Source organism: Nonomuraea sp. NPDC049421 (genome assembly GCF_040677005.1).
Classification (GTDB): domain Bacteria; phylum Actinomycetota; class Actinomycetes; order Streptosporangiales; family Streptosporangiaceae; genus Nonomuraea; species Nonomuraea salmonea.
This window is the reverse complement of the sequence record NZ_JBFAQA010000005.1, coordinates 337,285-362,960: the sequence shown is the minus strand read 5'-3', so window position 1 is coordinate 362,960 and position 25,676 is coordinate 337,285. Positions and strand designations below refer to the sequence as shown.

General features: G+C 70.9%; 28 protein-coding genes and 2 pseudogenes. 13 read left to right on the top strand and 17 right to left on the bottom strand.

Translation table 11 applies throughout. From position 1 onward, the window contains the following. Positions 1-5 precede the first annotated feature (5 nt). The 4 genes from AB0K18_RS12040 to AB0K18_RS12025 all read right to left on the bottom strand — a co-directional run bounded on the left by AB0K18_RS12040 (position 6) and on the right by AB0K18_RS12025 (position 3,755). Positions 6-683, bottom strand: coding sequence for a response regulator transcription factor (locus AB0K18_RS12040; RefSeq protein WP_364913571.1), 678 nt, complete (start codon positions 681-683; stop codon positions 6-8). Next, on the bottom strand, positions 680-1,960 hold the full coding sequence (locus tag AB0K18_RS12035) for a sensor histidine kinase (protein WP_364913568.1): 1,281 nt from the start codon (positions 1,958-1,960) through the stop codon (positions 680-682). Before AB0K18_RS12035 ends, AB0K18_RS12040 begins: the two co-directional genes overlap by 4 nt. A gap of 61 nt (positions 1,961-2,021) precedes the next feature. Beyond that, positions 2,022-2,807 (bottom strand): ABC transporter permease, encoded by a 786-nt coding sequence (locus AB0K18_RS12030; protein WP_364913565.1) that lies wholly within the window; start codon positions 2,805-2,807, stop codon positions 2,022-2,024. A 27-nt stretch (positions 2,808-2,834) separates the two neighbouring features. Then, a complete protein-coding gene (locus AB0K18_RS12025; protein WP_364913562.1) occupies positions 2,835-3,755 on the bottom strand; it encodes an ABC transporter ATP-binding protein in 921 nt (306 codons plus the stop codon). A 228-nt stretch (positions 3,756-3,983) separates the two neighbouring features. Between AB0K18_RS12025 and AB0K18_RS12020 the strand changes: the two genes are divergently transcribed. Then, on the top strand, positions 3,984-4,772 hold the full coding sequence (locus tag AB0K18_RS12020; protein ID WP_364913560.1) for a hypothetical protein: 789 nt from the start codon (positions 3,984-3,986) through the stop codon (positions 4,770-4,772). A gap of 22 nt (positions 4,773-4,794) precedes the next feature. Here the strand turns inward: AB0K18_RS12020 and AB0K18_RS12015 are convergent, their stop codons facing one another. Beyond that, positions 4,795-6,099, bottom strand: a complete 1,305-nt coding sequence (locus AB0K18_RS12015) for a site-2 protease family protein (RefSeq protein WP_364913557.1) — start codon at positions 6,097-6,099, stop codon at positions 4,795-4,797. Between the two features lie 153 nt (positions 6,100-6,252). Between AB0K18_RS12015 and AB0K18_RS12010 the strand changes: the two genes are divergently transcribed. Continuing rightward, positions 6,253-6,849 (top strand): response regulator transcription factor, encoded by a 597-nt coding sequence (locus tag AB0K18_RS12010; protein ID WP_364913554.1) that lies wholly within the window; start codon positions 6,253-6,255, stop codon positions 6,847-6,849. Positions 6,850-6,977: 128 nt separating this feature from the next. Here AB0K18_RS12010 and AB0K18_RS12005 read toward each other — a convergent pair whose 3' ends face one another. Then, positions 6,978-8,093: a PP2C family protein-serine/threonine phosphatase gene (locus tag AB0K18_RS12005; RefSeq protein WP_364913551.1), complete on the bottom strand. Its 1,116-nt coding sequence runs from the start codon at positions 8,091-8,093 to the stop codon at positions 6,978-6,980. 118 nt (positions 8,094-8,211) lie between these two features. Here AB0K18_RS12005 and AB0K18_RS12000 point away from each other — a divergent pair, with 118 nt between their 5' ends. Both AB0K18_RS12000 and AB0K18_RS11995 read left to right on the top strand, forming a co-directional pair. Next, positions 8,212-9,441: a GNAT family N-acetyltransferase gene (locus AB0K18_RS12000; protein WP_364913548.1), complete on the top strand. Its 1,230-nt coding sequence runs from the start codon at positions 8,212-8,214 to the stop codon at positions 9,439-9,441. A 33-nt stretch (positions 9,442-9,474) separates the two neighbouring features. Beyond that, entirely contained in the window at positions 9,475-9,621 is a 147-nt protein-coding gene (locus AB0K18_RS11995) for a hypothetical protein (RefSeq protein ID WP_355420198.1), read from the top strand. Here AB0K18_RS11995 and AB0K18_RS11990 read toward each other — a convergent pair. Continuing rightward, entirely contained in the window at positions 9,618-10,085 is a 468-nt protein-coding gene (locus AB0K18_RS11990; protein ID WP_345388030.1) for a ribose-5-phosphate isomerase, read from the bottom strand. The two genes, AB0K18_RS11995 and AB0K18_RS11990, sit on opposite strands and share 4 nt — an antisense overlap. Before the next feature lie 100 nt (positions 10,086-10,185). On the opposite strand from AB0K18_RS11990, the gene def reads away from it, so the two are divergent. Both def and AB0K18_RS11980 read left to right on the top strand, forming a co-directional pair. After that, positions 10,186-10,671 (top strand): peptide deformylase, encoded by a 486-nt coding sequence (gene def / locus AB0K18_RS11985; RefSeq protein WP_364913545.1) that lies wholly within the window; start codon positions 10,186-10,188, stop codon positions 10,669-10,671. A gap of 9 nt (positions 10,672-10,680) precedes the next feature. After that, positions 10,681-11,412, top strand: coding sequence for an SDR family oxidoreductase (locus tag AB0K18_RS11980; protein WP_364913542.1), 732 nt, complete (start codon positions 10,681-10,683; stop codon positions 11,410-11,412). Here the strand turns inward: AB0K18_RS11980 and AB0K18_RS11975 are convergent. Together AB0K18_RS11975 and AB0K18_RS11970 are read right to left on the bottom strand one after the other, a co-directional pair. Next, positions 11,409-12,812 (bottom strand): aldehyde dehydrogenase family protein, encoded by a 1,404-nt coding sequence (locus tag AB0K18_RS11975; protein WP_364913539.1) that lies wholly within the window; start codon positions 12,810-12,812, stop codon positions 11,409-11,411. The genes AB0K18_RS11980 and AB0K18_RS11975 overlap by 4 nt on opposite strands. A gap of 101 nt (positions 12,813-12,913) precedes the next feature. Further along, positions 12,914-13,534, bottom strand: a complete 621-nt coding sequence (locus AB0K18_RS11970; RefSeq protein ID WP_364913538.1) for a disulfide bond formation protein DsbA — start codon at positions 13,532-13,534, stop codon at positions 12,914-12,916. Between the two features lie 89 nt (positions 13,535-13,623). On the opposite strand from AB0K18_RS11970, the gene pepN reads away from it, so the two are divergent. The 3 genes from pepN to AB0K18_RS11955 all read left to right on the top strand — a co-directional run bounded on the left by pepN (position 13,624) and on the right by AB0K18_RS11955 (position 18,654). Continuing rightward, positions 13,624-16,167: an aminopeptidase N gene (gene pepN / locus AB0K18_RS11965; protein WP_364913535.1), complete on the top strand. Its 2,544-nt coding sequence runs from the start codon at positions 13,624-13,626 to the stop codon at positions 16,165-16,167. Between the two features lie 84 nt (positions 16,168-16,251). Then, positions 16,252-17,544, top strand: a complete 1,293-nt coding sequence (locus tag AB0K18_RS11960; RefSeq protein ID WP_364913533.1) for a protein kinase — start codon at positions 16,252-16,254, stop codon at positions 17,542-17,544. 159 nt (positions 17,545-17,703) lie between these two features. Next, on the top strand, positions 17,704-18,654 hold the full coding sequence (locus tag AB0K18_RS11955) for a hypothetical protein (RefSeq protein ID WP_364913530.1): 951 nt from the start codon (positions 17,704-17,706) through the stop codon (positions 18,652-18,654). A 39-nt stretch (positions 18,655-18,693) separates the two neighbouring features. On the opposite strand, the gene AB0K18_RS11950 is transcribed toward AB0K18_RS11955, so the two are convergent. The 6 genes and pseudogenes from AB0K18_RS11950 to AB0K18_RS11925 all read right to left on the bottom strand — a co-directional run bounded on the left by AB0K18_RS11950 (position 18,694) and on the right by AB0K18_RS11925 (position 21,410). Beyond that, complete coding sequence (locus AB0K18_RS11950) at positions 18,694-19,056, bottom strand: TPM domain-containing protein (protein WP_364913527.1); 363 nt, start codon at positions 19,054-19,056, stop codon at positions 18,694-18,696. Positions 19,057-19,147: 91 nt separating this feature from the next. After that, positions 19,148-19,435 (bottom strand): hypothetical protein, encoded by a 288-nt coding sequence (locus tag AB0K18_RS11945; RefSeq protein WP_364913524.1) that lies wholly within the window; start codon positions 19,433-19,435, stop codon positions 19,148-19,150. A gap of 52 nt (positions 19,436-19,487) precedes the next feature. After that, positions 19,488-19,808, bottom strand: a complete 321-nt coding sequence (locus tag AB0K18_RS11940) for an amidase family protein (RefSeq protein ID WP_364913626.1) — start codon at positions 19,806-19,808, stop codon at positions 19,488-19,490. Beyond that, positions 19,694-20,542: an amidase family protein gene (locus AB0K18_RS11935; RefSeq protein WP_364913623.1), complete on the bottom strand. Its 849-nt coding sequence runs from the start codon at positions 20,540-20,542 to the stop codon at positions 19,694-19,696. Before AB0K18_RS11935 ends, AB0K18_RS11940 begins: the two co-directional genes overlap by 115 nt. Positions 20,543-20,602: 60 nt before the next feature. Beyond that, positions 20,603-21,337 (bottom strand): annotated as a pseudogene (locus tag AB0K18_RS11930) (transposase); the annotation flags it as partial. Then, on the bottom strand, positions 21,336-21,410 hold the full coding sequence (locus tag AB0K18_RS11925; RefSeq protein ID WP_364913621.1) for a helix-turn-helix domain-containing protein: 75 nt from the start codon (positions 21,408-21,410) through the stop codon (positions 21,336-21,338). The pseudogene AB0K18_RS11930 and the gene AB0K18_RS11925, both read right to left, overlap by 2 nt. A gap of 53 nt (positions 21,411-21,463) precedes the next feature. Between AB0K18_RS11925 and AB0K18_RS11920 the strand changes: the two genes are divergently transcribed. After that, on the top strand, positions 21,464-21,637 hold the full coding sequence (locus AB0K18_RS11920) for a type II toxin-antitoxin system prevent-host-death family antitoxin (protein ID WP_364365171.1): 174 nt from the start codon (positions 21,464-21,466) through the stop codon (positions 21,635-21,637). A gap of 104 nt (positions 21,638-21,741) precedes the next feature. On the opposite strand, the pseudogene AB0K18_RS11915 reads toward AB0K18_RS11920, so the two are convergent. Together AB0K18_RS11915 and AB0K18_RS11910 are read right to left on the bottom strand one after the other, a co-directional pair. Continuing rightward, positions 21,742-21,948, bottom strand: a pseudogene (locus AB0K18_RS11915) (amidase family protein); the annotation flags it as partial. Positions 21,949-21,963: 15 nt separating this feature from the next. After that, on the bottom strand, positions 21,964-22,116 hold the full coding sequence (locus tag AB0K18_RS11910; RefSeq protein WP_364913521.1) for a hypothetical protein: 153 nt from the start codon (positions 22,114-22,116) through the stop codon (positions 21,964-21,966). A 140-nt stretch (positions 22,117-22,256) separates the two neighbouring features. On the opposite strand from AB0K18_RS11910, the gene AB0K18_RS11905 reads away from it, so the two are divergent. From AB0K18_RS11905 to AB0K18_RS11895, 3 genes are all read left to right on the top strand, one after another. Further along, positions 22,257-23,084, top strand: coding sequence for a nuclease-related domain-containing protein (locus tag AB0K18_RS11905; protein ID WP_364913518.1), 828 nt, complete (start codon positions 22,257-22,259; stop codon positions 23,082-23,084). Between the two features lie 152 nt (positions 23,085-23,236). Then, positions 23,237-25,075 (top strand): dihydroxy-acid dehydratase, encoded by a 1,839-nt coding sequence (gene ilvD, locus AB0K18_RS11900; protein ID WP_364913515.1) that lies wholly within the window; start codon positions 23,237-23,239, stop codon positions 25,073-25,075. 110 nt (positions 25,076-25,185) lie between these two features. Beyond that, positions 25,186-25,629 (top strand): hypothetical protein, encoded by a 444-nt coding sequence (locus AB0K18_RS11895; protein ID WP_364913513.1) that lies wholly within the window; start codon positions 25,186-25,188, stop codon positions 25,627-25,629. The last annotated feature ends 47 nt before the right edge of the window (positions 25,630-25,676 follow it).

The window sequence follows — 25,676 nt, the reverse complement described above, 5'->3', positions numbered from 1 at the left end:
CAGGGTCAGGGCGGTTCAGGCGCGCGCGGGACGAGCAGACCCCGGTTGAACGCCTCGGTGACGGCGGCGGCACGGTCTCCCACGCCGAGCTTGGCGTAGATGTTGAGAAGGTGGCTCTTGACCGTGGCCTCGGTGATGAACAGCCGGGCGGCCGCCTCACGGTTGGTGTTCCCGGCCGCCACGAGTTCGAGGACCTCAAGCTCACGCCGGCTGAGCAGCTGCGGCGCGGGCGTCCTGACCCGGTTCATCAGCCGTGCGGCCACCGAAGGGGACAGCACGCTCTCGCCCTTGGCGGCGGCCCGCGCGCCCCGCAGCAGGTCCTCCCGGGGAGAGTCCTTGAGCAGGTAGCCGGTCGCACCCGCCTCGATCGCCGGAAGAACGTGGGTGTCGGTGTCGTAGGTCGTCAGAACCAGCACACGCGCGGTGACGCCGAGCCTGGTCAGCTCAATGATCGCGGACAGCCCGTCCATGCCGGGCATGCGCAGGTCCATCAGGATCACGTCGGGCTGGAGCTCCCTGGCGAGCCGTACGGCTGAGGCGCCGTCCTCGGCCTCCCCCAGCACCTCGAATCCGGGCGCGGAGGCGAACATGCTGCTCAGCCCGTCCCTGACGACCGGATGGTCGTCCGCGATCACCAACCGGATCGGGGTCCCGGCCGCCGCCTCGGCCCTGTGATCTGTCATGCGTGGCTCCCGGCCGGCAGGGTGGGGATGCAGGCCGAGATCCCGGTGCCGGCGCCGGGCTCGGACTCGATCTGCAGAGTGCCGGACAGTCCTTCGACGCGCTGCCGCATGATGGTCAGGCCGAATCCGCCACTGGGGGACGGCGGCCGTGACCCGCCGCCTGTGGCCGTGCCGGCTTCGGGACCGGGCGGATCGAAGCCCTTGCCGTCGTCACGCACGTCCAGCGCGACCGCGTTCTCCAGGTAGGACAGTGTGACCCCGACCCTGGTCGCGTCCGCGTGCCTGGCCACGTTGGCCAATGCCTCCTGTGCCGTGCGCAGCAGCGCGAACTCGGCCTCGGGTGTGATGGGCCGTACCGTGCCGGTCGTCGTGACGTGAACGGTGAGCCCGTGCAGCTTCGACCACCGGTCGGCGACGTCGGCGAGCGCGTCGCTCAGGCGTGCGGTCCGCAGATGCTCGGGCCGGAGCGCGTCGACCGAGCGCCGCGCCTCGGCCAGGCTCTCCCTCGCCAGGTTCTTGACGGCGTCGAAGGGCCGGCGCCACGGCGCCGGGACCTCGTGCATCTGCTCGGCAGCCTGGAGCTGCGCGATGATGCCGGTGAGCCCTTGGGCCAGGGTGTCGTGGATCTCGCGGGCCATCCGCTGGCGTTCGTCGAGCACGCCCGCCTCCCTGGCCTGGGCGAGCAACTGGGCATGCAGGCCGGCGTTCTCGGCGAGCGAAGCCTCCAGCAGCCGGTTCGTCCGGCTCAGCTCTTCGAGGGTCTGCTCGCGCCGCTCCTCCTCCTTCTCGGCGAGCCGCAGGACCCAAGCGCAGGCGCACATCATGGCGATGTTGAAGGCGACGATGGTCACGAGCATCGTCAGGCCGAACACGTCCGTCTTGGGGATGCCGGAGGCCTGCGCCGTACCGGCAAGGACCGCCGTGGCGGCGACGCCCAGCAGCCGCCACGGCCAGCGCAGGACCGTGAAGGAGTAGATGTAGGGGGCAGGGGTGAAGAGCCCGAAAACGGGGTGACGGGCCACCAGAACAGCGGTGATCACGAGCAGCCCCGCGACGAACACCCCCATGATTCGCGGCCGGTCCCACCAGCCGGGACGCAGGGTGAACATGCCGAGCATCCACGCGGCCGCCAGCCCGCACAGGCCGAGGTCGAGGAGCAAGGACGCGCCCGCCTGGTCCTCCGCGAACAACAGGATCGCGACGAGGAGCACCAGCAGCGCGTACGGCACCACGTTGACCAGAAAGAACGGCGGCTGGTGCGGACTCTTCCTGTTCACGACTCCCTCTCCCCGCCGGATTCTATTCCCGGCCTCTGTCCCCGGCCTCTGTCCCCAGCGCCTATTCCCAGCGGAACCAGCGCACCGCGACGAACGCGCACACCACCGCGTAGGCCGCCAGGGTCAGCAGCGGCACGGCGGAGGGAAAGTGACCCTGGTACGCGTCCTGGAACGCCCCCATGCCCGCGCCGAGCGGAGTGTAGTGGGCGATGTTCCGCAGCAACGGCGGCATCAGCGAGATCGGTATCCAGAGTCCGGCGAAGAACATCATCGGGAAGAACAGCACCGTACCGATCGCCGTGGCCGGGCCGCGCCCGGGCGCGAGGGCGGTGATCAGCAGGCCGATCGCGAGCAGCGCGGCCGCCGCGAGCAGCCAGGCGAGGGTGAAACCGAGAAGGTGCTTCGGCAGGCCGACGCCGAAGCCGAACCCGGCCACCGCGAGGAACAGGACCATGCCGACGGCCGCTATGGCGAAGTTGGCCGCGAGCTGGGCGGCGAGCACGCGGGCCGGGCCGACCGGCGTGGTCCGCATGCGCCGCAGCACGCCGTTCTCCCGGTATCCCGCGAGCGTGGTCGGCAGGGAGGTCGTGGCCAGGATGGCCAGATTGAACAGGATCAAGACAGGGACGTAGAGGTCGAAGTACGTCAGGCCGCCGCCGTCCTCCACGGCCTCCCGCAGATCGGGCACGCTACCGAGGATGATCAGCAGGACCAGCGGGAAGCCGATACCCCAAAGAGGGCCGACCTTGTCTCTGATGCACAACGTGCTCTCGGCCTCGATGAGCCGCCACGTGGCGGAACCTCGTCCGGCGGTGACGGTGGGTGCGGCGCTGTGCTGGGCTGACATGGGCATGAGGTCCTCTCTCTGTGATGGTTACCGAGGGCCGGGGTCGAGGCGCTTGCCGGTCAGCTGGACGAACGCGTCCTCCAGGCTCGCCTGCTCGACGCGGAGCTGTTCGGCCACGATCTGGTGGCGGGCCAGCACGGTGGTGACGGCGTTGAGCGCGTTGTCGTTGCCGTCGACGATGACCAGCTCACCCTGGCGGGTGACGCCGGAGACGTCGGGCAGGCTCGTCAGCAGGCGGTCGTCCATCGGCCTGGACGGGCGGAACCGGATCCGCTGCCCTATGCGCGCCCGCTCGGTCAGACCGGCCGGGGTGTCCACCATGACGACGCGGCCGGCGTCGATCAGCGCGAGCCGGTCGCACAGCCGCTCGGCCTCCTCCATGAAGTGGGTGACCAGCACGATCGTCACCCCACGGGAGCGCACGCCCTCGATCAGGTCCCAGGTGTCGCGCCGGGCCTGCGGGTCGAGACCGGTGGTGAGCTCGTCAAGGATCGCCACCCGGGGGCCGCCGATGAGGGCCAGCGCGATCGACAGCCGCTGCTTCTGGCCGCCGGACAGCTTGGCGTACCTGGTCCTCGCCTTGTCCGCCAGGCCGAGGCCGTCCAGCAGCGCGCGCCAGTCGGCGGGCTCGGGGTAGAAGGAGCTGTAGAGCCGCAGGGCCTCGGCGACCTGGAGCCGCTCGGGGAGGTGGCCGGCCTGCAACTGGACGCCGAGCCGCCGGGTCAGCTCGGCGCGGTCCCGGAGGGGGTCGAGGCCGAGCACCCTGATCTCACCGCGATCCGGCGTGCGGAGGCCCTCGATGCACTCCACGGTCGTGGTCTTGCCGGCGCCGTTCGGACCGAGGATGCCGAAGATCTCACCCTCCTGGACGGTGAGCGAGACATCATCGACCGCGATCTTGTCGTCATAGCGCTTGTGGAGGTTGCGTACCTCGATCACTGGTGGCATGCGCGCGTCCTTCGGGAGTCGGCCCATCGGTGATTGACGCATTCAGCCTGCTACGACCAGCACTTCCGCCACCATCGGGCAGGAGACGGGACCTGACCGCCGAACGGTGGAGGCGTCGGCTCAGCCGATCGGTGGATCGCCACATGACGGCTGCTGTACGAAAGAGGCATCCCTTACCTGACGAAAGGCAGATGCAGCGGTCTTCTCCCGCACGCCAGGGTGAGCGCCATGTCATCGATCACGCTCACTCCCCCATCGGTCCACTCCAACGCCTGGTTTCCCGGGCGGCTCCTCGGCGGCGGCGCCCTGGTGCTCGGGCCGCTCCTGTGGTTCGCCGGGCTGGCGCTGCGTCATCTGGCGGGGCGCACGGCGGACTTCACGCCGGAGCAGCGGGCGTCCTTCGCCGCGCAGCCGTTCGCCGCGCCCGAACAGCTCGCCGCGTACGTCCTGAACCCCGGGCTCGCCACGGCCGGGTACGCCCTCTACACGGCAGGCGCCATCGTGCTGTGCCTGGCCTTCGCCACGCTGGCCAGGGTGGTCGCCACGCGCTCGCCCCGGGCGGCGCTGCTGGGCGGCGCGCTGCTGGTCGTGGGCCTGTTCTCGCGCCTGTACTGGGCCGGGGTGGACGAGACGGCCCTGCGGCTGATCGGGACGCTCGGGCTGGAGCGTACGACCGGGATCGTCATGGACCTGTACGCCGACATCTCCTACGGGCCCTGGCGGGTGCCGGTCTCGGCGGCCTTCGGCCTCTACCTCGGGACGCTGGTCCTCGGCGCGGCCGCCTTCCGTGCGGGCGTGTTCGGCACCGGGCGGCTGGCGCTGTTCGTGTTCTCCGGGTGGCTGTGGACCGGCGTGCTGAAGAGGAGCGAGCTGGTCGACGGCGTCCTGTCGGGCGCCGCCCTGTGCCTGGTGCTCGTGCCGCTCGGGATCTCGGTGCTGCGCGACGCGGTGCCCGAGCTGCGCGTGCAGGCGCGACCTGCCGGGGAGCGGACGCGGCTGCGGTTGCTGACCTGGTGACGCTCAGCGGACCGGCACGGGGTCAGTTCGTCAGCGTGAGCGGGTTGACCAGGTCGGCGTAGACGAGCAGGCCCGCCATGATGATCATGACGATCGCCACCGCGTACGTCACCGGCAGCACCTTCGCGATGTCCACATAGGCGGGCTCCGGCCTGCGCATGATCCTGGCGTAGGCCCGCTTGATGCCCTCCCACAGGCCGCCCGCGATGTGGCCGCCGTCGAGCGGCAGCAGCGGCAGCAGGTTGAACATGCCGATCGCCAGGTTGAAGCCGGCCAGCAGGTTGACGAAGATGGCGATCTTCTTCTCGGTCGACAGGTCGGAGGCGAGGATCTCGCCGCCCATGCGGCCCGCGCCGACCACGCCGACCGGGCCCTCGGGGTCGCGCTCCTCGCCGGAGAAGGCGGCGTGCCAGACGCCGACCATCTTGTTGGGCAGGTTGAGCAGGGAGCTCGCGACCCTGACCGACAGGTCGCCCATGTAGCCGACCACCTGGCCGATGCTCTGCTTCTGCATGACCTCGGTCGGCAGCACGCCGAGGAAGCCGACGTTCCTGTCGATCTTCGTCGGGTCGTCGAGGTTGGGCCGGTCTTGGGCGATGAGCGTGACGTCGAGCGTCATCGGCTTGCCGTCGCGGACGATGCCGACCTTGGCCGGGCCGGGGCCGTGGGAGCGGATGAGCTTGGTGGCGTCGTCCCACGAGGTGATCTTCTTGCCGTCGAAGGCGACGATCTCGTCGCCCGGCCTCATGCCGGCCTGGGCGGCCGGGGTCGGCTTGTCGGCGGGCGTGCACTGCGCGCGCTGCTCGGAGATCGGGATCACGCACGTGTTGGTGTCGGGCGAGACGATCGGGGCCCAGGTGGGCAGGCCGATGCCGACCAGCAGGATGCTGAAGAAGACGAAGGCGAGCACGAAGTTCATCGCCGGGCCGCCCGACATGATGATGACCTTCTGCCACCACTTCTTGCGGTAGAAGACGCGCTCTTCGTCGCCCGGCCGCACCTCTTCCTGGGCGGCGTCGCGGGCCGACTCGATCAGCCCCTGGAACGGCCCGGTGGCGGTGCTGCGCACCTTGGTCGGATCGTCGCCGGGACGCGGCGGCAGCATGCCGATCATGCGGATGTAGCCGCCGAACGGGATCCACTTGATGCCGTATTCGGTCTCACCCTTGCGCCGGGACCACGCGGTGCCGCCGAAACCCACCATGTATTGGGTGACCTTGACCCCGAAGATCTTGGCGGGGACCAGGTGACCGAGCTCGTGCAGCGCGATGGAGACCATCAGGCCGAGGAGGAACAGGATGATCCCCACGGCGTAGAGCCAGTTCATCTAGACGCGCTCCCGGCAAACGATAAGGACAGACGAAAGGTCCGACAGCCCCAGAGTAGTCGAACTCGCCACGCCGCACGGCGTACCGCTTTTGACAGGCATTGACAGGGTGCGATCAGACGATCACCCTAAGAGACGACGGAGGGGGACGTCTTGATCCGCATACTGATCGCCGAGCACCTTCCCTTGGTGCGCCGTGGTCTGCTCGCCACGCTCGGAGCCGAGCCCGACATGCGGGTGGTCGCCGAGGCAGGACACGCCGACGAGGTGGTCCGTGCGGCGCTGGACGCCGATCCCGACGTGGCGGTCGTCGATCTCGACCTTCCGGGACGGCCGGCGAGCGCCCTGCTCGCCGAGCACGCGCCCCGCTGCGGAGTGCTGCTCCTGTCGGCCGCCGCCAACCCGGCCCAGGTCCGCGAGGCACTGGCGGGTGCCGCGCTGGGCTTCATGAGCCTGTGCGTACGCCCCGAGCACCTGACGGAAGGCGTGCGCCAGGTGGCCGCGGGCCATCGGGCGATCGAGGCGGAGCTGGCCGTGGCCGCGCTGGAGTGCGCCACCAACCCGCTGACCAGGCGTGAGCTCGACGTGCTGCGCATCGCGGCGGGCGGCGCCCGTTCGACGGAGATCGCCGACGAGTTGTTCCTGTCGGTCGGCACCGTGCGCAACCACCTGTCGCGCATCATGTGCAAGACGGGCGCCCGCAACCGGCTCGACGCGGTGCGCATCGCGAGTGACTGCGGCTGGTTGTGACGGGAGGAGCCGCGTGACGGGACCCGGTGGAGCCGCGCCGCTCCGCCGGGGCCCGACCCCCTAGAGGATCTCAGCCGGGCGGCGTCCGCTGAAAGTGACCGGTGTCACGACTCGTCCCGTGTGAAACGTCACGGTCGCCAGATGAGCACCAGCGCGCAGTCGTCGTTGTGGCCGGAGGCCATGGCGTTGACCAGGGCCCTGGCGCCGTCGCGGAAGCCCGACGGCAGCAGCCGCTCGGCCTCGCCGAGCAGCCGGTCGAGCCCGGCGTCGATGTCGCGGCCGGGCTGCTCGATGAGGCCGTCGGTGAACAGCAGCAGCGCGTCGCCCTTGCGCAGGGTGCCGCTGTCGGGCTCGCAGTGCAGGTCGGGCACCACGCCGAGCACGACGCCCTTGGCCGAGGCGACCTGCCAGTTGCCGGTGCCGGCGTCGAACTTCACGACCGGCGGATGCCCGGCCGAGGTGATCGTGTAGTCGCCGGTGGCGAGGTCGAGCCGCAGGTGCACGGCCGTGACGAAGCCCTCGTCGCCGCGCTGCCTGTGCAGGTAGGAGTTGCAGGCGGGCAGGAAGTCGTCGACCGAGCCGAGCAGGCCGCCGAACGTGCCCGACAGCAGCAGCGCACGGGTGCCGGCGTCGACGCCCTTGCCCGAGACGTCGACCAGCGCGATCTCGACGGAGTCGCCGTCGCGCATGGAGACCAGGAAGTCGCCGCCGAACGACGAGCCGCCCGCCTGCTTGAGCACGACCTTCGCGCCCCAGTCCTTGGGCAGCTGGGGCAGCTCGCCCTGGCTCTTCAGCCGGTCGCGCAGCTCCAGCAGCATGGCGTCGCCGCGCAGGCCCTGGACGCCGAGCTTGCCCCTGGTGCGGGCCATGAGCACGGCGAGCACGGTGGTGAACAGGATCGTCACGCCGAGCCCGAGCCCCACTCGGCCCGCGCCGAGGTTGATCGCGACGTAGCCCAGCGAGACGCCGACGCCCACCAGCAGTTTGATCAGGCTGCGCAGCCGGAGCTGGAGCCCGCCGACGAGCGTGACGAGGATGAGCAGCGACGGCGAGAACCACTCGTTGGACACCTCGGCCGCGAGGAACCCGATGACGAGCGCCAGCACGATGAGCGTGATGAGCAGGTTGCGGTCACGGGCGATGAGCACGCGCCGGACGAAGCGGACGACGTGCACGAGGAAGGGCACCCGCACCAGGGCGGCGCGGACCCGTGGCGGGATCAGCGGCGCCGGACGGGAACTCATGATGCGCCTGACTGTATCGGTCTGACCCCTGTTTGGGCAGCCCACTTGACCAACGCCTTGATCATTAAGCAGGTATATTCGGTGGCCTCACCCCTTTGCCTGCTCCTACCGTGGACGGATGACGTACCCGATCCGTCCGATTGATGAGTCCGAGTTCCCGGTCTACAGCCAGGTGCTCGAAGAGGCGTTCGGGTGGGCGCCCCATCCCGCCATGGTCGAGCGGGCCAAGGCCGAGACGGAGTTCGACCGCACGCTCGCGGCCTTCGACGGCGACCAGATGGCCGGCGTCACCTCCATCTACAGCTTCACGATGTCGGTCCCCGGCGGGCAGCTGCCCGTCGCCGGGGTGACGGCCGTCAGCGTGCTGCCCTCCCACCGCCGGCGCGGGGTGCTGTCCGCGCTCATGCGCCGGCAGCTGTCCGACATCCGTGAGCGCGGCGAGCCCGTGGCCGCGCTCTACGCGTCCGAGTCCCTCATCTACGGCCGGTACGGCTACGGCAGGGCCTCCACCAACCTGCCGTTCCGCATCGACACCCGCCGCTCGGCGTTCGTGCGGAACGCTCCCCATGACCCGTCGCTGCGGATCAGGGTGGCCAAGCCCGCGCAGGTGCGCGAGGAGCTGGAGAAGCTGTTCGCCGCCGTCGTCACCCGGCGCCCCGGCCGCTACGAGCGCAACGCCCACCACTGGACGGGCATCCTCGCCGACGAGGAGGCCGATCAGGGAGGGCGCGGCCCGCTGCGGGCGATCCTGGCCGAGGACGACCAGGGCGTGCGCGGCTACGCGTTGTTCCGCATCAAGTCGTCGTGGGACGACAACGACATCCCGGCGGGCACGCTGATGCTGGGCGAGCTGGAGGCGGCCGACCCGGCCGCGTACGCGCTGCTCTGGCGCAACGTGCTCGACCGCGACCTGGTCACCCGCGTCGAGACGTACGGCAGGCCGGTCGACGACCCGCTGATCGCGCTGCTGGCCGACCAGCGGCAGGTCCGCGCCCGCTGGTCGGACGAGCTGTGGGTGCGGCTGGTCGAGGTCGACAGGGCGCTGTCGGCGCGGTCGTACGCGGCGCCGGTCGACGTGGTGATCGAGGTCGAGGACGACGTCTGCCCGTGGAACGCGCGGCGCTGGCGGCTGAGCGCCGACCTGACGGGCGCCACGTGCAAGCCGGTGGACGACGAGCCGGACGTCACGCTGCCGGTGGCCTCGCTCGGCTCGGCGTACCTCGGCGACGGGATGCTCGGCGAGCAGCTGCAGGCGGGCCTGCTGCGCGAGCACACCGCGGGCGTCGTGCACAGGCTGGCCACGGCGATGTCGTGGAGCCCGAAGCCGTGGACGGGGCTGGTCTTCTGACCCGCCCGGCGATCCTGACGTAGGCTCGACGGCATGGCCTTGCAAAGTCTGCAGATCACGCCGGTCGTCGCCATGCGGGCCCGCGACGTGTCGCGACCGTCGAAGCAACAGCAGGAGGCCGCCGACAGGCGGCCCCTGCGTGACGAGATGCCCAGGCGCGAGGCCAAGCGCAAGGGCTAAGGGAGCGAGGGCAGCTGGCCGATGGTCTCGTAGGAGGTCAGCTGCGCGATGCGCCTGCTGTGGCGCTCGCTGCCGGAGAACGACGTGGACAGGAAGACCTCCACGAACCTGGTGGCCTCCTCGGTGGAGTGCATGCGGGCGCCGACGCTGACGATGTTGGCGTTGTTGTGCTCGCGGGCGAGACCGGCCGTCTCCTCGCTCCAGGCGAGCGCGGCGCGGATGCCGCGCACCTTGTTGGCGGCGATCTGCTCGCCGTTGCCCGATCCGCCGATCACGATGCCCAGGCTGCCCGGGTCGCCGGCGACGCCCTCGGCGGCGCGCAGGACGAACGCGGGATAGTCGTCCTCGGCGTCGTAGACGAAGGGACCGCAGTCGGTCACCTCGTGCCCGTGGTCCTTCAGCCAGGACACGAGGTGGTTCTTGAGCTCATAGCCGGCATGGTCGGCACCGATGTAGACACGCACGGTGCCAGTCTTCCACAGCCCCCCGGCGAGAGGTTCCCGCTCGGTAGAGTAAGGACTCCTATCCATACCCAGTCCTTACACGAGAAGCGAGAGCAGAGTCATGCGAGAGATCCGGGCCCTCGGCGACCCCGTCCTGCGCACGCCCGCGGAGCCGGTGACGGACTTCGACCGCGAGCTGCGCAGGCTCATCGAGGAGATGTTCCAGGCCATGTACGCGGTCAACGGCGTCGGTCTGGCCGGCCCGCAGATCGGCGTGTCGCGGCGGTTGTTCGTCTACGACATCGCCGGCCGGAAAGGACACGTGATCAACCCGGTCCTGACCGTGGACGACCCCGAAGAGGTCATCGACGAGGAGGGCTGCCTGTCGGTGACCGACCGCGGCACCCGCAAGCCGCTTTATGCGCCGGTCGCGCGCGCCGCGGGCGTGTCGGTGGAGGGCCTCGACCGGTTGCAGCGGCCCGTCCGCCTCAAGACGCGCGGCTCGCTGGCGCGCTGCATGCAGCACGAGACCGAGCACCTCGACGGCAGGCTCTACGTCGATCGCCTGCCGCGAACCGAGGCCCGGACGATCATGCTCAAGGCGTAGCTTGGCGGCATGAGCGTACTTTCCGGCAAGGGCGCACTGGTCACCGGCGGCTCCAGGGGCATCGGCAGGGCGATCGTCGAGCGACTGGCCGCCGACGGCGCCGAGGTCGTCTTCTGCTACCAGAGCTCCGCCGAGGCGGCCGAGCAGGTCGCCAAGGAGACGGGAGCACACGCCGTGCGCGCCGACCTCGGCGACGAGGAGGACCTGCGGCGGCTGTTCGCCGAGGCGGAGGCGCGGCTGCCCGGCCTCGACATCCTGGTCAACAACGCCGCCACCGCCGAGGCCCAGAAACCCATCGACGCCATCACCGGCGACGACTACGACCGCGTGTTCGCGGTCAACGCCAAGGCGGTCTTCCTGGCCATCCAGTGGGCTGGCCGGGTGATGCGCGACGGCGGGCGCATCGTCAACGTCTCCTCGCTCAACACGCGGGTGCCCGCCCCCACCCTGGCCCTCTACTGTGGCAGCAAGGGGGCGATGGAGCAGTTCGCCAAGGTGGCGGCGCGCGAGCTGGGCGGGCGCGGCATCACGGTCAACGTGGTCTCGTCCGGCGCCACCGACACCGACATGCTGCGCGGCGCCAACCCGCCGGAGGCGCTGGCGCAGACGCCCGCCATGACCGCGCTGGGGCGGCTGGGCAGGCCCGACGACATCGCGGCCGTGGTCGCGTTCCTGGCCGGCCCCGACGGGCGGTGGGTGACCGGCCAGAACATCCTGGCCACGGGCGGCCTGCTCGTCTAGAGCTGCAGTGACTTGGTCTCCAAGAACTCCTCCAGGCCATGCTCGCCCAGCTCGCGGCCGAGGCCCGACTGCTTGTAGCCGCCGAAGGGGGCCATCGGGTTGAACCGGCCGCCGTTGACGGCCACCTGGCCGGTGCGCAGGCGGCGGGCGACGTCGAGCGCGCGCTCGTCGGTGCCCGCCCAGACCGCCCCGGCCAGGCCGTAGGGGGTGCCGTTGGCGATCTTGACGGCGTCGTCCTCGTCGAAGTACGGGATCAGCGACAGCACCGGGCCGAAGATCTCCTCCTGCTCGATCGTCATGCCCGGCTCGACGGCCGCGAAGACCGTGGGCTCGACGTAGTAGCCGCGCTCGTGCGGCCGCTCGGTGCCGCCCGCCACCAACCTGGCGCCCTCCTCCTGGCCCCGGTTGACGTAGCGGGTCACCCGGTCGCGCTGGGCGGCCGAGACCAGCGGCCCGATCTTGGTGGACTCGTCGAAGGGGTCGCCGACGCGGTAGCCGCGGGCCAGCTCGACGGCCAGCCCGACGGCCTCGTCGTACTGGTCGCGCTGGACGAGCATGCGGGTCCACGCCGAGCAGGTCTGGCCCGCGTTCACGAAGCAGTTGGCCACGCCGACCTTGACCGCGAGCGGCAGGTCGGCGTCGGGCAGGATGAGGTTGGCGGACTTGCCGCCCAGCTCCAGCGCCACCCGCTTGACGGTCTCGGCGGCGAGCGCGGCCACCCGGCGGCCCGCGGCGGTGGAGCCGGTGAAGGAGACCATGTCGACGCCCGGGTGGGCGGCCATGGCCTCGCCGACGACCGGCCCGCGGCCGCTGACCAGGTTGAACACCCCCGGCGGCAGGCCCACCTCGTCGAAGATCTCGGCCAGCGCGTACGCGGCGAGCGGCGCGACCTCGCTCGGCTTGAGCACCACGGTGCAGCCGGCGGCCAGCGCGGGCGCGACCTTGCACACGACCTGGTGCAGCGGGTAGTTCCACGGCGTGATGGCGGCGACGACCCCGACCGGCTCCTTCACGACCAGCGAGTTGCCGACCCGCGACTCGCGCGGGTGGCTCCCGGCCAGCTCGGCGTAGGAGGCGAGGACGGCGGCGGGCGTGAGCGTCTGCACCTTGAGCGCGAACCCCAGCGGCGCGCCCATGTCGGTCGCGATGGTCTTGGCCATGTCGTGCGAACGCTGTCTCAGCAGCTCGGCGGCCTCGGCGAGCAGTCTGCCGCGCTCGGCGGCGGGCGTGCGCGACCACTCGGGGAAGGCTCGCCCGGCCGCGGCCACCGCCGCCTCGACGTCATCGGGCGTGCCGGCGGGCACATGGTCGATGACGTCTTCGGTGGCCGGGTTCACGACCTCGATGGGTTCGTCGGATGCCGATGCGGTCCAGGAGCCGCCGATGTACAGCTGACGCATGGACCCATCCTGACAGCGACCAGGCCCGGGATGCGAGGGCTGATCCGCACTCGGGGATAAGCCCTTTACACCGCGACCGGCTTTTCTTCTTCCCGGAGTGGTCAGTCGAACTGCGGGCGCTTGGTCCTGGTGCGCTTGAGTTCGAAGAAGTCGTCGTACCGGGTGACCATGAGGACGCCGTCCCAGAGCTCGCCCGCGTCCTCGCCACGAATGATCCTGGTGATGACCGGGCCGAAGAAGGCGTTCTGGCCGACGCGGATGATCGGGGTGCCGACCTCCTCGCCGACCAGGCCGATGCCCTCCTCGTGGGAGGCGCGGATGGCCGGGTCCCACTCCTCGGAGCGCATCTCGTCGGCGAGCGAGCGGTCGAGGCCGACCTCGTCGAGCGCGCCCTCGATGACCTCGCGCAGCCGCTCGGGCTCCTTGCCGAGGCCCTCGTTGTGCAGGCGGGTGCCGAGCGCGGTGTAGAGCGGGCCGATGACCTGCTCGCCGTGCTTGGCGGCGGCCGCGGCGACGACGCGTACGGAGCCCATGCCCTTGGCGGCCCGCTCGAGGTAGTCGGCGGGGACGTCCTTGTCCTCATTGAGGAAGTAGAGGGACATCTGCCGCCAGCGCGGCTCGATCGGCCTGACCTTCTCGACTTCGAGCAGCCATCGTGAGGTGATCCAGGCGAACGGACAGGCAGGATCGAACCAGAGGTCCACGGGAATCTTCTCTGTCATGTCAGCCCGTAACCTGAGGTGGTTCGGGTCCTATTCCCGGCGTGGCAGGATACGGACAACCCCGACGAAGTGGTGAAAAGGAGCGCAAGTTGGCAGGCAACCTGACCCGGGACGAGGCTCGTGAGCGCGCCCGGCTGTTGACGGTCGAGTCGTACGACGTGGCACTCGACCTGACCGAGGGGGACGAGCGCTTCGAGAGCGTCACGAAGGTCCGCTTCACCAGCACGGCCCCGGGGTCGTCCACCTTCATCGACCTGCACGGCGCCGAGGTCAGGCGGGTCACGCTCAACGGCGAGGACCTCGACGTCAGCGCCTACGACGCCGAGCAGGGGCGCTTCCCGCTGCCGTCCCTGGCCGCCGCCAACGAGCTCGTCGTCGACGCCCGCTGCAGCTACATGCGCACCGGCGAGGGCCTGCACCGCTTCGTCGACCCGGTCGACCAGAAGGTCTACCTGCACAGCCAGTTCGAGACGGCCGACGCCCACCGCATGTACGCCTGCTTCGACCAGCCCGACCTCAAGGCCGCCTTCAAGCTCACGGTGCTGGCGCCGGGCGACTGGGAGGTCGTCTCCAACGCCGCCGCCGACACGGTGAGCGACGTGCCAGGGCAGACCGCCAAGCGGTGGGAGTTCCCGCCCACGCCGGTCATGTCCACCTACATCACCGCGCTCGTCGCCGGGCCGTACCACAAGGTGACCTCCGAGCACGACGGCATCCCGCTCGGCATCTACTGCCGCGCCTCGCTCGCCGAGCACCTCGACGCCGACAACATCCTCGAGGTCACCCGGCAGGGCTTCGACTTCTTCCACCGCGTGTTCGGCGTGCGCTACCCCTTCGGCAAGTACGACCAGCTCTTCGTGCCCGAGTTCAACGCCGGCGCCATGGAGAACGCGGGCTGCGTGACGTTCCTGGAGGACTACGTCTTCCGCTCCCGCGTCACCGACGCCGTCGTCGAGCGGCGCGCCGAGACGATCCTGCACGAGATGGCCCACATGTGGTTCGGCGACCTCGTCACCATGCGCTGGTGGGACGACCTGTGGCTGAACGAGTCGTTCGCCACCTACATGTCGGTGCTCGCCCAGGCCGAGGCCACCCGGTGGGGCGGCGGGGCGTGGACGACGTTCGCGAACGTGGAGAAGGCCTGGGCCTACCGCCAGGACCAGCTGCCCTCCACCCACCCCATCTCCGCCGACATCCCCGACATGCAGGCGGTCGAGGTCAACTTCGACGGCATCACGTACGCCAAGGGCGCGTCCGTGCTCAAGCAGCTCGTCGCGTACGTGGGGCTGGACAACTTCCTGGCCGGCGTCCGCGACTACTTCGCCGAGCACGCCTGGGGCAACACCGAGCTGAAGGACCTGCTCGACGCCCTCGAGCGCACCTCCGGGCGCGACCTGTCGGCCTGGTCGAAGGAGTGGCTGGAGACCTCCTGGGTCAACACGCTGCGGCCGGAGTTCGAGGTGTCCGGGGGCCGCTTCACCAAGTTCGAGGTGCTGCAGGAGGCTCCTGCCGACTACCCGACGCTGCGCTCGCACCGCATCGCGATCGGCCTGTACTCGCTCTCCGGCGGCACCCTCACCCGGACGAAGCGGGTCGAGCTGGACGTCGTCGGCGCCCGTACCGAGGTGGCCCAGCTCGTCGGCGAGGAGCAGCCCGACCTGGTGCTGCTCAACGACGACGACCTCACCTACGCCAAGATCCGCCTCGACGACGCCTCCCTGCGCACGCTCGTCGACGGCGGCATCGCGAAGATCACCGAGTCGCTGCCGCGCGCCCTGTGCTGGTCGGCGGCCTGGGACATGACCCGCGACGGCGAGATGCCCGCCCGCGACTACGTCAAGCTCGTCGTCTCCGGCGCGGCCACGGTCACCGACATCACGGTCCTGCAGGCCGTGCTGCGCCAGGCCCGCCAGGCCGTGCAGCAGTACGCCGACCCGGCCTGGCAGCACGAGGGCCTCGCGCTGCTGGCCACCGAGCTGCGCGCGCTGCTCGGCTCCGCCGCGCCGGGCTCCGACCACCAGCTCGCCTTCGTGCAGGCGTTCGCGGGCGTCGCCACCTCGGGCGGCGACCTCGACCTGCTCCAGGGCATCCTCGACGGCACCTCGGTGCCCGACGGGCTGGCCGTCGACACCGACCTGCGCTGGACGCTGCTGCAGGCGCTCGTCTCCGGCGGCCGGTGCGGCGAGGCCGACATCGAGGCCGAGCTGCGGCGCGACCCCACGGCCACCGGCGAGCGCTCGGCCGCCACGTGCCGGGCCGCCATCCCGACGGCCGATGCCAAGGCGGCGGCGTGGGAGCGCATCGTGGGCGGCGAGCTGGCCAACCACATCGCCAGGGCCACCATCGGCGGCTTCCAGGACCCGCACCACATCGACCTGCTGGCGCCGTACAGGGAGAAGTACTTCGCCGAGGCCGGCCGCATCTACAAGGAGTGGACGTTCGACCAGGCCTCGACGTTCGCCGTCGGCTGCTTCCCCTCGTTCCTCATCGAGCCCGCCACGGTCGAGGCCGCCCAGCGCTTCCTCACCGAGGCGCAGCCGCCGCAGGCGCTGCGCAGGCTCATCCTCGAGGGCGCCGACGGCGTCGGCCGCGCGCTGCGCAACCGGGAGAAGGACGCCGCGGCGGCAGGTTGATCGATCACAGCCGGTAGGTCTCCGTGGCCTACCGGCTACATCGAGTTGACGATGGCACCCCGGGTGCGGTGTTAGCCTCGAACGGTGCTAGGCGCGGGGACCACCCTCAACGACCGCTACGTGCTCGGCGACCGTCTCGGCGGCGGCGGCATGGGCGAGGTGTGGCGTGCCGACGACACCGTGCTCGGGCGCACGGTCGCGGTCAAGGTGCTGATGCCCGCGCTCAGCGAAGACCCGACCTTCATCCAGCGCTTCCAGAACGAAGCCAGGGCCATGGCCACGCTGCGCCACCCCGGCGTCGTCGACGTCTACGACTACGGCGTCTGCGAGGTCGAGGGGCGCCGGGTCAGCTTCCTGGTGATGGCCTACGTCGAGGGCGAGTCGCTCGACCGGGTGCTGCGGCGCGGGCCGTTCGGCGTCGAGGTCACCATGCGGCTGGTCGCCGAGGTCGCCGACGCGCTGGCCGCCGCCCACGCCCAGGGCATCGTGCACCGCGACGTCAAGCCCGCCAACCTCATGGTCAGGGCCGGTGGCGGCGTGGTGCTCACCGACTTCGGCATCGCCCACTCCGCCTCTGCGGGGCAGCTCACGGCCACCGGCACCATGCTCTGCTCGGCCGGCTACTGCGCTCCCGAGATGGCCACCGCCAGCGACGTGACGCCCGCGGTCGACGTCTACGCGCTGGGGGTGGTGGCGTACGAGTGCCTGAGCGGGGAGCTGCCGTTCCAGGGCGACACTCCCGTACAGATCATCTTCAAGCACCTCAACTCCCCCGTGCCCCGGTTGCCCGACAGCGTGCCGCCCGGGCCGCGGCAGGTCGTCACCAGGGCGCTGGAGAAGTCGCCCGACGCGCGCTGGCAGTCCGCGCCGCAGATGGCCGAGGCGGCGCGCAAGGCGCTGAGCGCTCCCCGCGAGCTGCCCGCGCCGCGGCGCCGCAACAAGACGCTGCGGGCCGGGCTCACCATGCTCATCGCCGTCATCGTCACCGCCGTCGTGGCCGGGACCGTGTGGTGGCGTCCCGCCGAGCCGACGAGCGGCGGCGCCAACGTCTCGCCGCCCACCTTCCTCGGCACCCCGGTCGACATCGTGCCTCCCACCCCGACGGCCACCCCCAGGCGCCCCACGGCCCAGCCCGTCCGGCGCTCCCCCACCCCGAAGCCGTCGGCGACGAGCACCCCCGCGCCCAGCGTCTCCCACCCGACCACCACCATCCCCACCACCCCGACCCGCACCCCCAGCTCCCCGCCCACGACGCCGTCCGAGCCGACACCGACGGAGGAGCCGACGACCCCGCCGGGCCCGGAGGAGCCGACGTCGGAGCCCACGGTCAGCAAGCCGACGGGCGACGTCCAGTGCATCCGCGCCCCCTGCCCCTGACCGGGCCACCTGCCCATCAGCGGGCGTCCCGCCTTCGTCCACGCTTTCCGGCTCCGGCCCCTTTTCCGTCCTGCTCCTGCGCTTCGCGGTGGGTTGCGGGGCTGGGGGGTCGAGGGGTGCATGTCCGTCATCGGGCGCTGATCGTGAGAAAGTCGTCGCGTGGACTCGACTCGTGACCTGTTCATCGCCCTTGCCCGTCGTTACGCCTTCGCCGATCTCGGTGCGCTCGCCCCCGCCGGGGAGATCGAGGAAGTGTGCGAGTTCGGGCACCGGTTGCTCTCGCTGGACGCCGAGGACTTCGCGGCCGAGGCGCGGGTGGTGCCCGCCGACCTGCGGCGGCGTGCCCGGGCTTGTCACATGCCGCAGACCCCGCGCGAGCAGCCGCGGGGCGCCCTGGAGTCGCTGCGGCCCGCGTACGGGCTGCTGCTCGAGGTCATCGCGGCCCGGTGGCACCGGCGCGAGCTCAGCCCGATGATCGCGGCCGTGCACATCGCCAGCGAGTACCTGCCGTTGCTGGCCTTCGAGCCGCAACTCGGGCACGCCGGCGATCCGGCGCGGTGGCCTGAGGGGCTGAGCGCGGTGGGCAGCCGGTTTGGGGTGATCGGGGATCGGGACTGCGATCACACCAAGTCCGAGCAGTCCGCCACCAACCGGACGTTGCGCGTTTCCGTGGAGCCGGCCGACGGGTGGCGGGCGTACTTCGACCGGCAGCACAGCCAGGTGGCCGGGGCGCTGGCCGTGTGCGTGGCCACCTGCCGCAACCCCTGCACGGCCATGGACTGGATCGATCCCGAGCCGCGCGCCGACCTGCAGACGCGGGCCCGTACGGCGCTGGCCTTCGCCGAGACCCCGCTCGTACGGCTGCGGCACGCGGCGCCGGTCGGGCACGGGTTCGGGGTGCCGTCCCCTGAGGAGGTGCTGGATGCCTGGGAGCGCAGCCGGGCCACGCTCGACAAGAACGCGGTGGGTGCGGCGGCGCTCAAGGACGACGGGTTCCCGCTGCCCGGCCTGCCGTCGCTGTTCTCGGCGGTCGCGGACGCGCCCATCGAGCCCGCGACGCTGCTGGAGGGCGTCAGCCGCCACATCGTCACCCTGCTCGAACGCCTGTGACTCCGCCGCCTTCGCCGGCCCCGCTACCGGGATGTGAGGTCAGCGGCGGGCGGTGGCGTGTTCGCCGAGGGCGGCGACGCCGTACAGGAGGCCGCCCGCCAGGTCGCCCACGCTGAAGGCGGTGGCCATCGACATCCCGGCCAGCCGGCAGGCGCCGTCGCTCAGGCGGCGCCTGGCGTTCTCGCCGGTGACGATCTCCAGGCCGCGTCCGGTCAGGTCGACGAGGATGACCACGGCGTCGGGGGCTTCCGTGCCGAGTGCGGCGTGGAGGCGTTCGGCGAAGTGGCGCCGGCCGCCGGCGGGTTCGCCGATGAAGAGGCCGAAGCGCAGGCCGCTGCGCCGCTCGGCGGTGTGCAACGCCTGCCGGATGTCGTCGGCCTGTGCGGCGGTCAGTCCTCGCATGACGCACCTCGCCAGGTGGTGGGACGGGCGGCGATCAGCCCTCGGCCGGTGGTGCGGCGGGCCTGGGATGTGGGGAGGTTGGGCATGGGGGTCACCAGCCGGCGGAGGCGCCGCCTGTGCGGGCGCTGGGTTCGGCGGTTTCCGCGGCGGTCACCCAGTCGTGTTCTGGGACGTCGGCCCACTCCGGTACGCGGTCGGCCAGCACCAGGCCGGAAGTGCTCACCCCGCGCTCGCTCCTGGAGGGGCCGCCCAGCCAGACGGGGCCCGAGCGGGGCCGGGCGGGGCCGCGGCCGGGCAGCAGGACGAGCAGGGTGATCAGGACGAACAGCCCCATGGACGCCCCGATGAGGAAGAGCAGGATCTCTGCCGCACTGTTCACAACAAGACCGTAATCCTCGCCGCCGGGTCCGGCCAGACCCGCCGCGGCTGTCTTACCAGACCGGGGGCCGCCGGGCGCCCCAGAAGCCGCCCCTGGCCGCCTCCACCTGCGCCGACAGGGAGATCAGCAGGCCCTCCTCGCCGATCCGGCCGGCCAGCATGACGCCGACGGGCAGCCCGCCGGCGCTCCGGTGGAGGGGCAGGTTCACGGCGGGCTGGCCGCTGACGTTGTAGATGGCGGGGAAGGCGGCGAAGCGTTTCATCCGCTCGAACGTCTCCTCCGGGTCGTCCACGTCCTCGAACCAGCCGACGGGGCGGGGCGGCTGGGTGACGGTCGGGGTGAGGACGGCGTCGTAGGCGTTCGTGATCTCCAGGGCGGCGCGCGTGGCGAGCTGGAGCTGCGCCTGGGCCTGGAGGAAGCCGGGCGCCGAGGTGGCGTGGCCGCGCGGCGCAGCCAGCGGGTGAGTGGCCGCAGCAGGTGCTCGTTCTCCTCGGGTACGGGGTGCATGCAGGCGAAGGCGTACCAGAGGGTGACGAACGTGGGCACCACGTCGGGCCCGAAGGGGCGGGGGATCTCGACGACGTCGTGGCCGAGGTCGGCGAGGGTCTTGGCGGCCTCCTCGTACGCGGCCAGCACCTCGGCGTCGACCTCCGCCTCCGGCACGACGGGCTCGGCGTAGCGGGCGATGCGCAGCCGGCCGGGTTCGCGGAAGGCGCAGGAGAGGAACGTGCCCTCGTGCGGCGGCGCCAGGTAGAGGTCACCGGGCGCGTTGTGGGCCATGACGTCGAGCAGGGCCGCGGCGTCGGCGACGGTACGCGCGATGGGCCCGTTCGTGGACAGACCGGCGAGGTCGGGGATGATCGGCGCGAAGCTGATGCGCCCGCGCGTGGGCTTGATGCCGTACAGGCCGCAGACCGAGGCGGGGATACGGATCGAGCCCGCGCCGTCGCTGCCGTGGGCGGCGGGGGCGAGCCCCGCGGCCACGGCGGCGGCCGCTCCCCCGCTGCAGCCGCCCGCCGGCGTGCGCGGATCCCACGGCGATCGGGCGGGCGGCCCGACGGAGGTCTCGGTTTGACGCGCTCCCCGGCCTGAAGGCCGGGGATTCAGCCCGTGCCGCGTCGTACGGCACCTCTGTGGCTTCCTGTTTCGCTGGGTCCTGCCCCTCCGCTAGGCGGCGGGTCTCATGGTCCCTCCGCAGGCGTTCAGCCTCTCCGCTCGTCCAGCGGCGAGGATGTTGATCGCCGCGTTGAGGTCCCGGTCGTGGGCCGCGCCGCACGGGCAGGTCCACGAGCGGATGTTCAGCGGCATCGACTCGGCGACGGTCCCGCAGGCCGAGCACAGCTTCGACGACGGGAAGAACCGGTCGGTCCTGACGAGCGTGCGGCCGTACCGGGCGGCCTTGTAGGCGAGCATCGCCGTGAACTGGCCCCATCCGGCGTCGTGCACGCTCTTCGCCAATTTCGTGCGGGCCAGGCCCTTCACAGCAAGGTCCTCCACCATCACCGCTTGGTTGTCACGGATGATCTGGGTGGAGAGCTTGTGCGCGAAGTCCCGGCGCGCGTCGGCCACCCGGGCGTGCGCCCTGGCGACCTTGACGACGGCCTTCTTCCGGTTCGCCGGCCCCTTCGCTTTCCTGCTGAGCGCCTGCTGGGCTTTCTTCAACCGGCGTTCGGCGCGGCGCAGGAAACGCGGGTTGCCGATCTTCCGGCCGTCCGACAAGACCGCGAAGTGTGTCAGGCCCAGGTCGATGCCGACCTCGGCGACCGTCTCCGGCAGCGGCTCGTCGCCCGTCTCGACCACGAACGAGGCAAAGTACCGGCCCGCCGAGTCCTTGATCACCGTCACGCTGGACGGCTCGGCGGGCAGCGAACGCGACCAGCGGACCGGCACGTCGCCGATCTCACCCGAACGCCCTGGCCAGCGCTTGACGCTGACTCGGCGTCGGGTAGAGGCGGAAGCAGTACCGGAGCTGCACATATCAATTGTACATCTAGGTACATGAAGATGCGTCCATGTACGCTGCCCCGTATGGAGTCGGAAGAGATGAGCGTCGCCGACGCGCGCCGGCTGTTCGCGGACGTCCTCAACGACGCCGCTGTCCGAGGCCGCATCACCTACATCACCAACCGGGGGCGCAGAGTCGCCGCCATCGTGCCGGTGCCAGTCGCGGAAGCCGCCGAAGCGCAGCGCGAGCCCGGCTGACACTGCGGGTTAGAGCACGCTCGGGCCTTGACGGCCCTCCCGCGCGGGCCTTCACCCCCGGCCTGAAGGCCGGAGCACTGGCTCGCATCTCGGTAGCAGGGCAGGCCGAACTCGGGGGTGGCGGTCTTGCCGAGCGTGATCGTGCCGGCTGCGCGCAGGCGGGTGACGACGGTGTCGTCGACGGGCGCGACGAAGTCACGGTAGGTGGCCGAGCCGAAACCGATCGGCACGTCCTTCACCAGGTTAAGATCTTTGACCGGGATCGGCACTCCGGCGAGCGGCCCGTCGGGCAGCTCGCGTTCCAGGCTGAGGGCCTGGTCGAGTGCCTACTCGCCGGTCACGGTCACGTAGGCGCCGATGTCCGGATCGATGCGTTCGATCCGTTCGAGGTAGTGCCGCGTGAGCTCGACGGGCGAGATGTCGCGCGAACGGATGGAGCGGGCTTGGTCGAGCGCGGACAGCTCGTGGAGTTCAGACACGTTCGGAACCCTTGGGCATCTCTAGAGAAGAACAAAAGACATACCCCGAAAACATGCGTGGAACACGATGAGCCGGGCCATAAAACTATGGACACGACAACACTAGGAATCGATCGAAACCCCGGGCTACGGTGAGTTGCGTGGACTCCGACAACCAGCGTGAAGACGGTCACAACGCCTCACCTATCTGGGTGAGCGACCGGCCAGAAAGCGAGCAGACCGCCGCTGCGAGGCCTTCGGCGCCCACCTCCACGTACGCGCCGGTCGAGCGCGCGTCCGTACGCAGCCTGCTGCAACAACCACGGGTCCGCCGCCTGCGCAACCGCGCTCTGGTGGCGGTGGCCGTCGGCCTCGCGGTGGGCTTCCTTGTGCGCGACTGGCGGGTAGGGGTGACCGCGGGTGTGATCGCGGCCGTCCTGGAGGCGGTCTACCGTTCGCGTTCCCACTCGTCCGTGCCGGCGTGGCGGCGCTCGTCCGTCGCCGAGCGCCGCACCGAGGCGCAGTTGAAGAAGCTCGAACGCAGCGGCTACCGCACCTTGCACGCCCGCGCGATCCCCGGCAGCGAGGCGCAGATCGACCATCTCGTGGTGGGCCCGACCGGCGTGTACGCGGTCGACTCCGAGAAGTGGGATCGCCGGCTCCCCGTACGCGTGCAGATGGGCAAAAAGCTCTTCCACGGCCCCTTCGACATGAAGCCCCGGCTCACCGAGGCCAAGTGGGAGGCGTCGGAGGCGAGCAAGCTGATCAGCGAGATGTTCGGCCGGGAGATCTCGGTCGTGCCGTCGCTGGCCATCTACGGCCCGCCGGTCCCGTGGAAGATCATGACCATCCGCGACGTGGACGTCTACCAGGGCGATCGCGCCCGTAAGTGGATCACCAAGCGCGAGCGGGCGCTGACCGCCGCCGAGATCGACCGCATCTACGACATCGCCGCGCAGGTCCTGCCGCCGCGCTACGGCGAGGGCTGACCGACCAGACGCCGACCGGCCGTCCGTCTCGATCACCGAGACGGACGGCCGGTTTTTTTCGTGCCGGGATGTCCGGCGTCTGGACAGTCGTCTCATGTACCGGGCGGTGGCCGTACCATGTGAAGACTCACTAAGCGATGGGAGAAGCGCCAATGCCCGCCCTCAGGTCACGTACAGTCACCCACGGCAGGAACATGGCCGGCGCCCGGGCCCTGCTCCGGGCGACCGGCGTAGCCGGGAGCGACTTCGGTAAACCCATCATCGCGGTGGCCAACAGCTTCACCCAGTTCGTCCCTGGTCACGTGCATCTGCGCGAGGTGGGCGACGTGGTGTCCGCGGCGATCAGGGAGGCGGGGGCGATCCCCCGCGAGTTCAACACGATCGCGGTCGACGACGGCATCGCCATGGGCCACGGCGGCATGCTCTACTCGCTGCCGTCGCGCGAGCTGATCGCCGACGCCGTGGAGTACATGGTCGAGGCCCACTGCGCCGACGCGCTGATCTGCGTCTCCAACTGCGACAAGATCACGCCGGGCATGCTGCTCGCCGCGTTCCGGCTGAACATCCCGACGATCTTCGTCTCGGGCGGCCCCATGGAGGCCGGCAAGACGCCCGGCAAGAAGCTCGACCTGATCGACCCGATGATCGCCTCCGCCGACGACTCCGTCTCCGACGCCGAGCTGCTGGAGATGGAGGAGAACGCCTGCCCGACCTGCGGCTCGTGCTCCGGCATGTTCACCGCCAACTCCATGAACTGCCTGACCGAGGCCATCGGCCTGGCGCTGCCCGGCAACGGCACCGTGCTGGCCACCCACAAGGCCCGCAAGCAGCTCTTCGAGGACGCCGGCCGGCAGCTCGTCGAGATCACCCGCCGCTACTACGAGGACGGCGACGAGTCGGTGCTGCCGCGCTCGATCGCCACCCGCGCCTCGTTCGAGAACGCGATGACCCTCGACGTCGCCATGGGCGGCTCCACCAACACGATCCTGCACCTGCTGGCCGCCGCCCGCGAGGCGGAGGTCGACTTCGGGCTCAAGGAGATCAACGAGATCTCGCTGCGGGTGCCGTGCCTGTGCAAGGTGGCCCCGGCCACCGACAAATACCACGTCGAGGACGTCCACCGGGCCGGCGGCATCCCCGCCATCCTGGGCGAGCTCGACCGCGCCGGGCTGCTGCACCGCGACGTGCCCACGGTCACCGGCGGCACGCTGGCCGACGTGCTGGCGGCCTGGGACGTGCGCTCGCCGTCGGTCAAGCCCGAAGCCGTCGAGCTGTGGCACGCGGCGCCCGGCAACGTCCGCACGGTCAAGGCCTACTCCCAGGACAACCGCTGGGACACCCTCGACCTCGACCGCGAGGCCGGCTGCATCCGCGACCGCGAGCACGCCTACACCGCCGACGGCGGCCTGGCCGTGCTCTACGGCAACATCGCGCGCGACGGCGCGGTCGTGAAGACGGCCGGCGTGGACGAGTCGATCTGGAAGTTCAGCGGGCCGGCCGTGGTGTTCGAGTCGCAGGAGCAGGCCGTCGAGGGCATCCTCGGCGGGCGGGTCAAGGCCGGCGACGTGGTCGTCATCCGGTACGAAGGCCCCAAGGGCGGCCCCGGCATGCAGGAGATGCTCTACCCGACGTCCTTCCTCAAGGGCAAGGGCCTGGGCAAGGCGTGCGCGCTCGTCACCGACGGGCGCTTCTCCGGCGGCACCTCCGGCCTGTCCATCGGCCACGCCTCACCCGAGGCCGCCGAAGGCGGGGCGATCGCGCTGATCGAGGACGGCGACATCATCGACATCGACATCCCCAACCGGGGTCTCGAGCTGCGGGTGCCGGAGGACGAGCTGGCCCAGCGCCGCGAGCGGCTGCTGGCCGACCTGGGCGGTTACCGGCCGCGCGACCGCAACCGGCCGGTGAGCGTGGCGCTGCAGGCGTACGCGGCGATGACGACGTCCGCCTCCACGGGCGCCTCACGCGACCTGACGCAGCTCTCCCGCTGACGAACCGACACGGCTGACGAAACCCGACACGAAGGACCCCCGTCGCGCCGCGGCGGGGGTTCTCGCGTCTTCCAGGGAACCGATCCACGCGGTCCGGCATCTCATCCCACATGAGGTCATATCTGCGGGCGAGCGCGTGGCTGGCCGCGTTCGTCGCAGGCGTGCCCGCGCTGTGGCTGGTCGCGGTGGTCGTCGCGTTGCGGGGACGGCCGTGGGTGGCGTTCGTGGTGCCCTATCTGGGGCTGTTCGGCCTGGCCTTCCTCGTGGGGCTGATCCCGCTCGCACTGCTGCGCTTCCGGCCGGACTGGCTGCGGGCACTGGCGGCCGCCGCGGTCGTGTACGCGCTCGCGTCCTTCACGCCGGTGATCGCCGAGATGACGCGGTACCCGTACCACGTGGTCAGGTGCGGTGGCCTGCCGGTCGTCGCCTCCGGCTTCATGGCCGCCATGACCTACAACGTCCCCGGAGACGAGTTCTACGCGACGCCGCTGCAGGACAGGTTCTTCTGCACGAAGGAGGAGGCCCGAGCCGCCGGATACCGCCACTACCCCTGACACGACGGGGTGTCCTTCCGGACAGGTTTTCGAAAAATGTCGGTCGT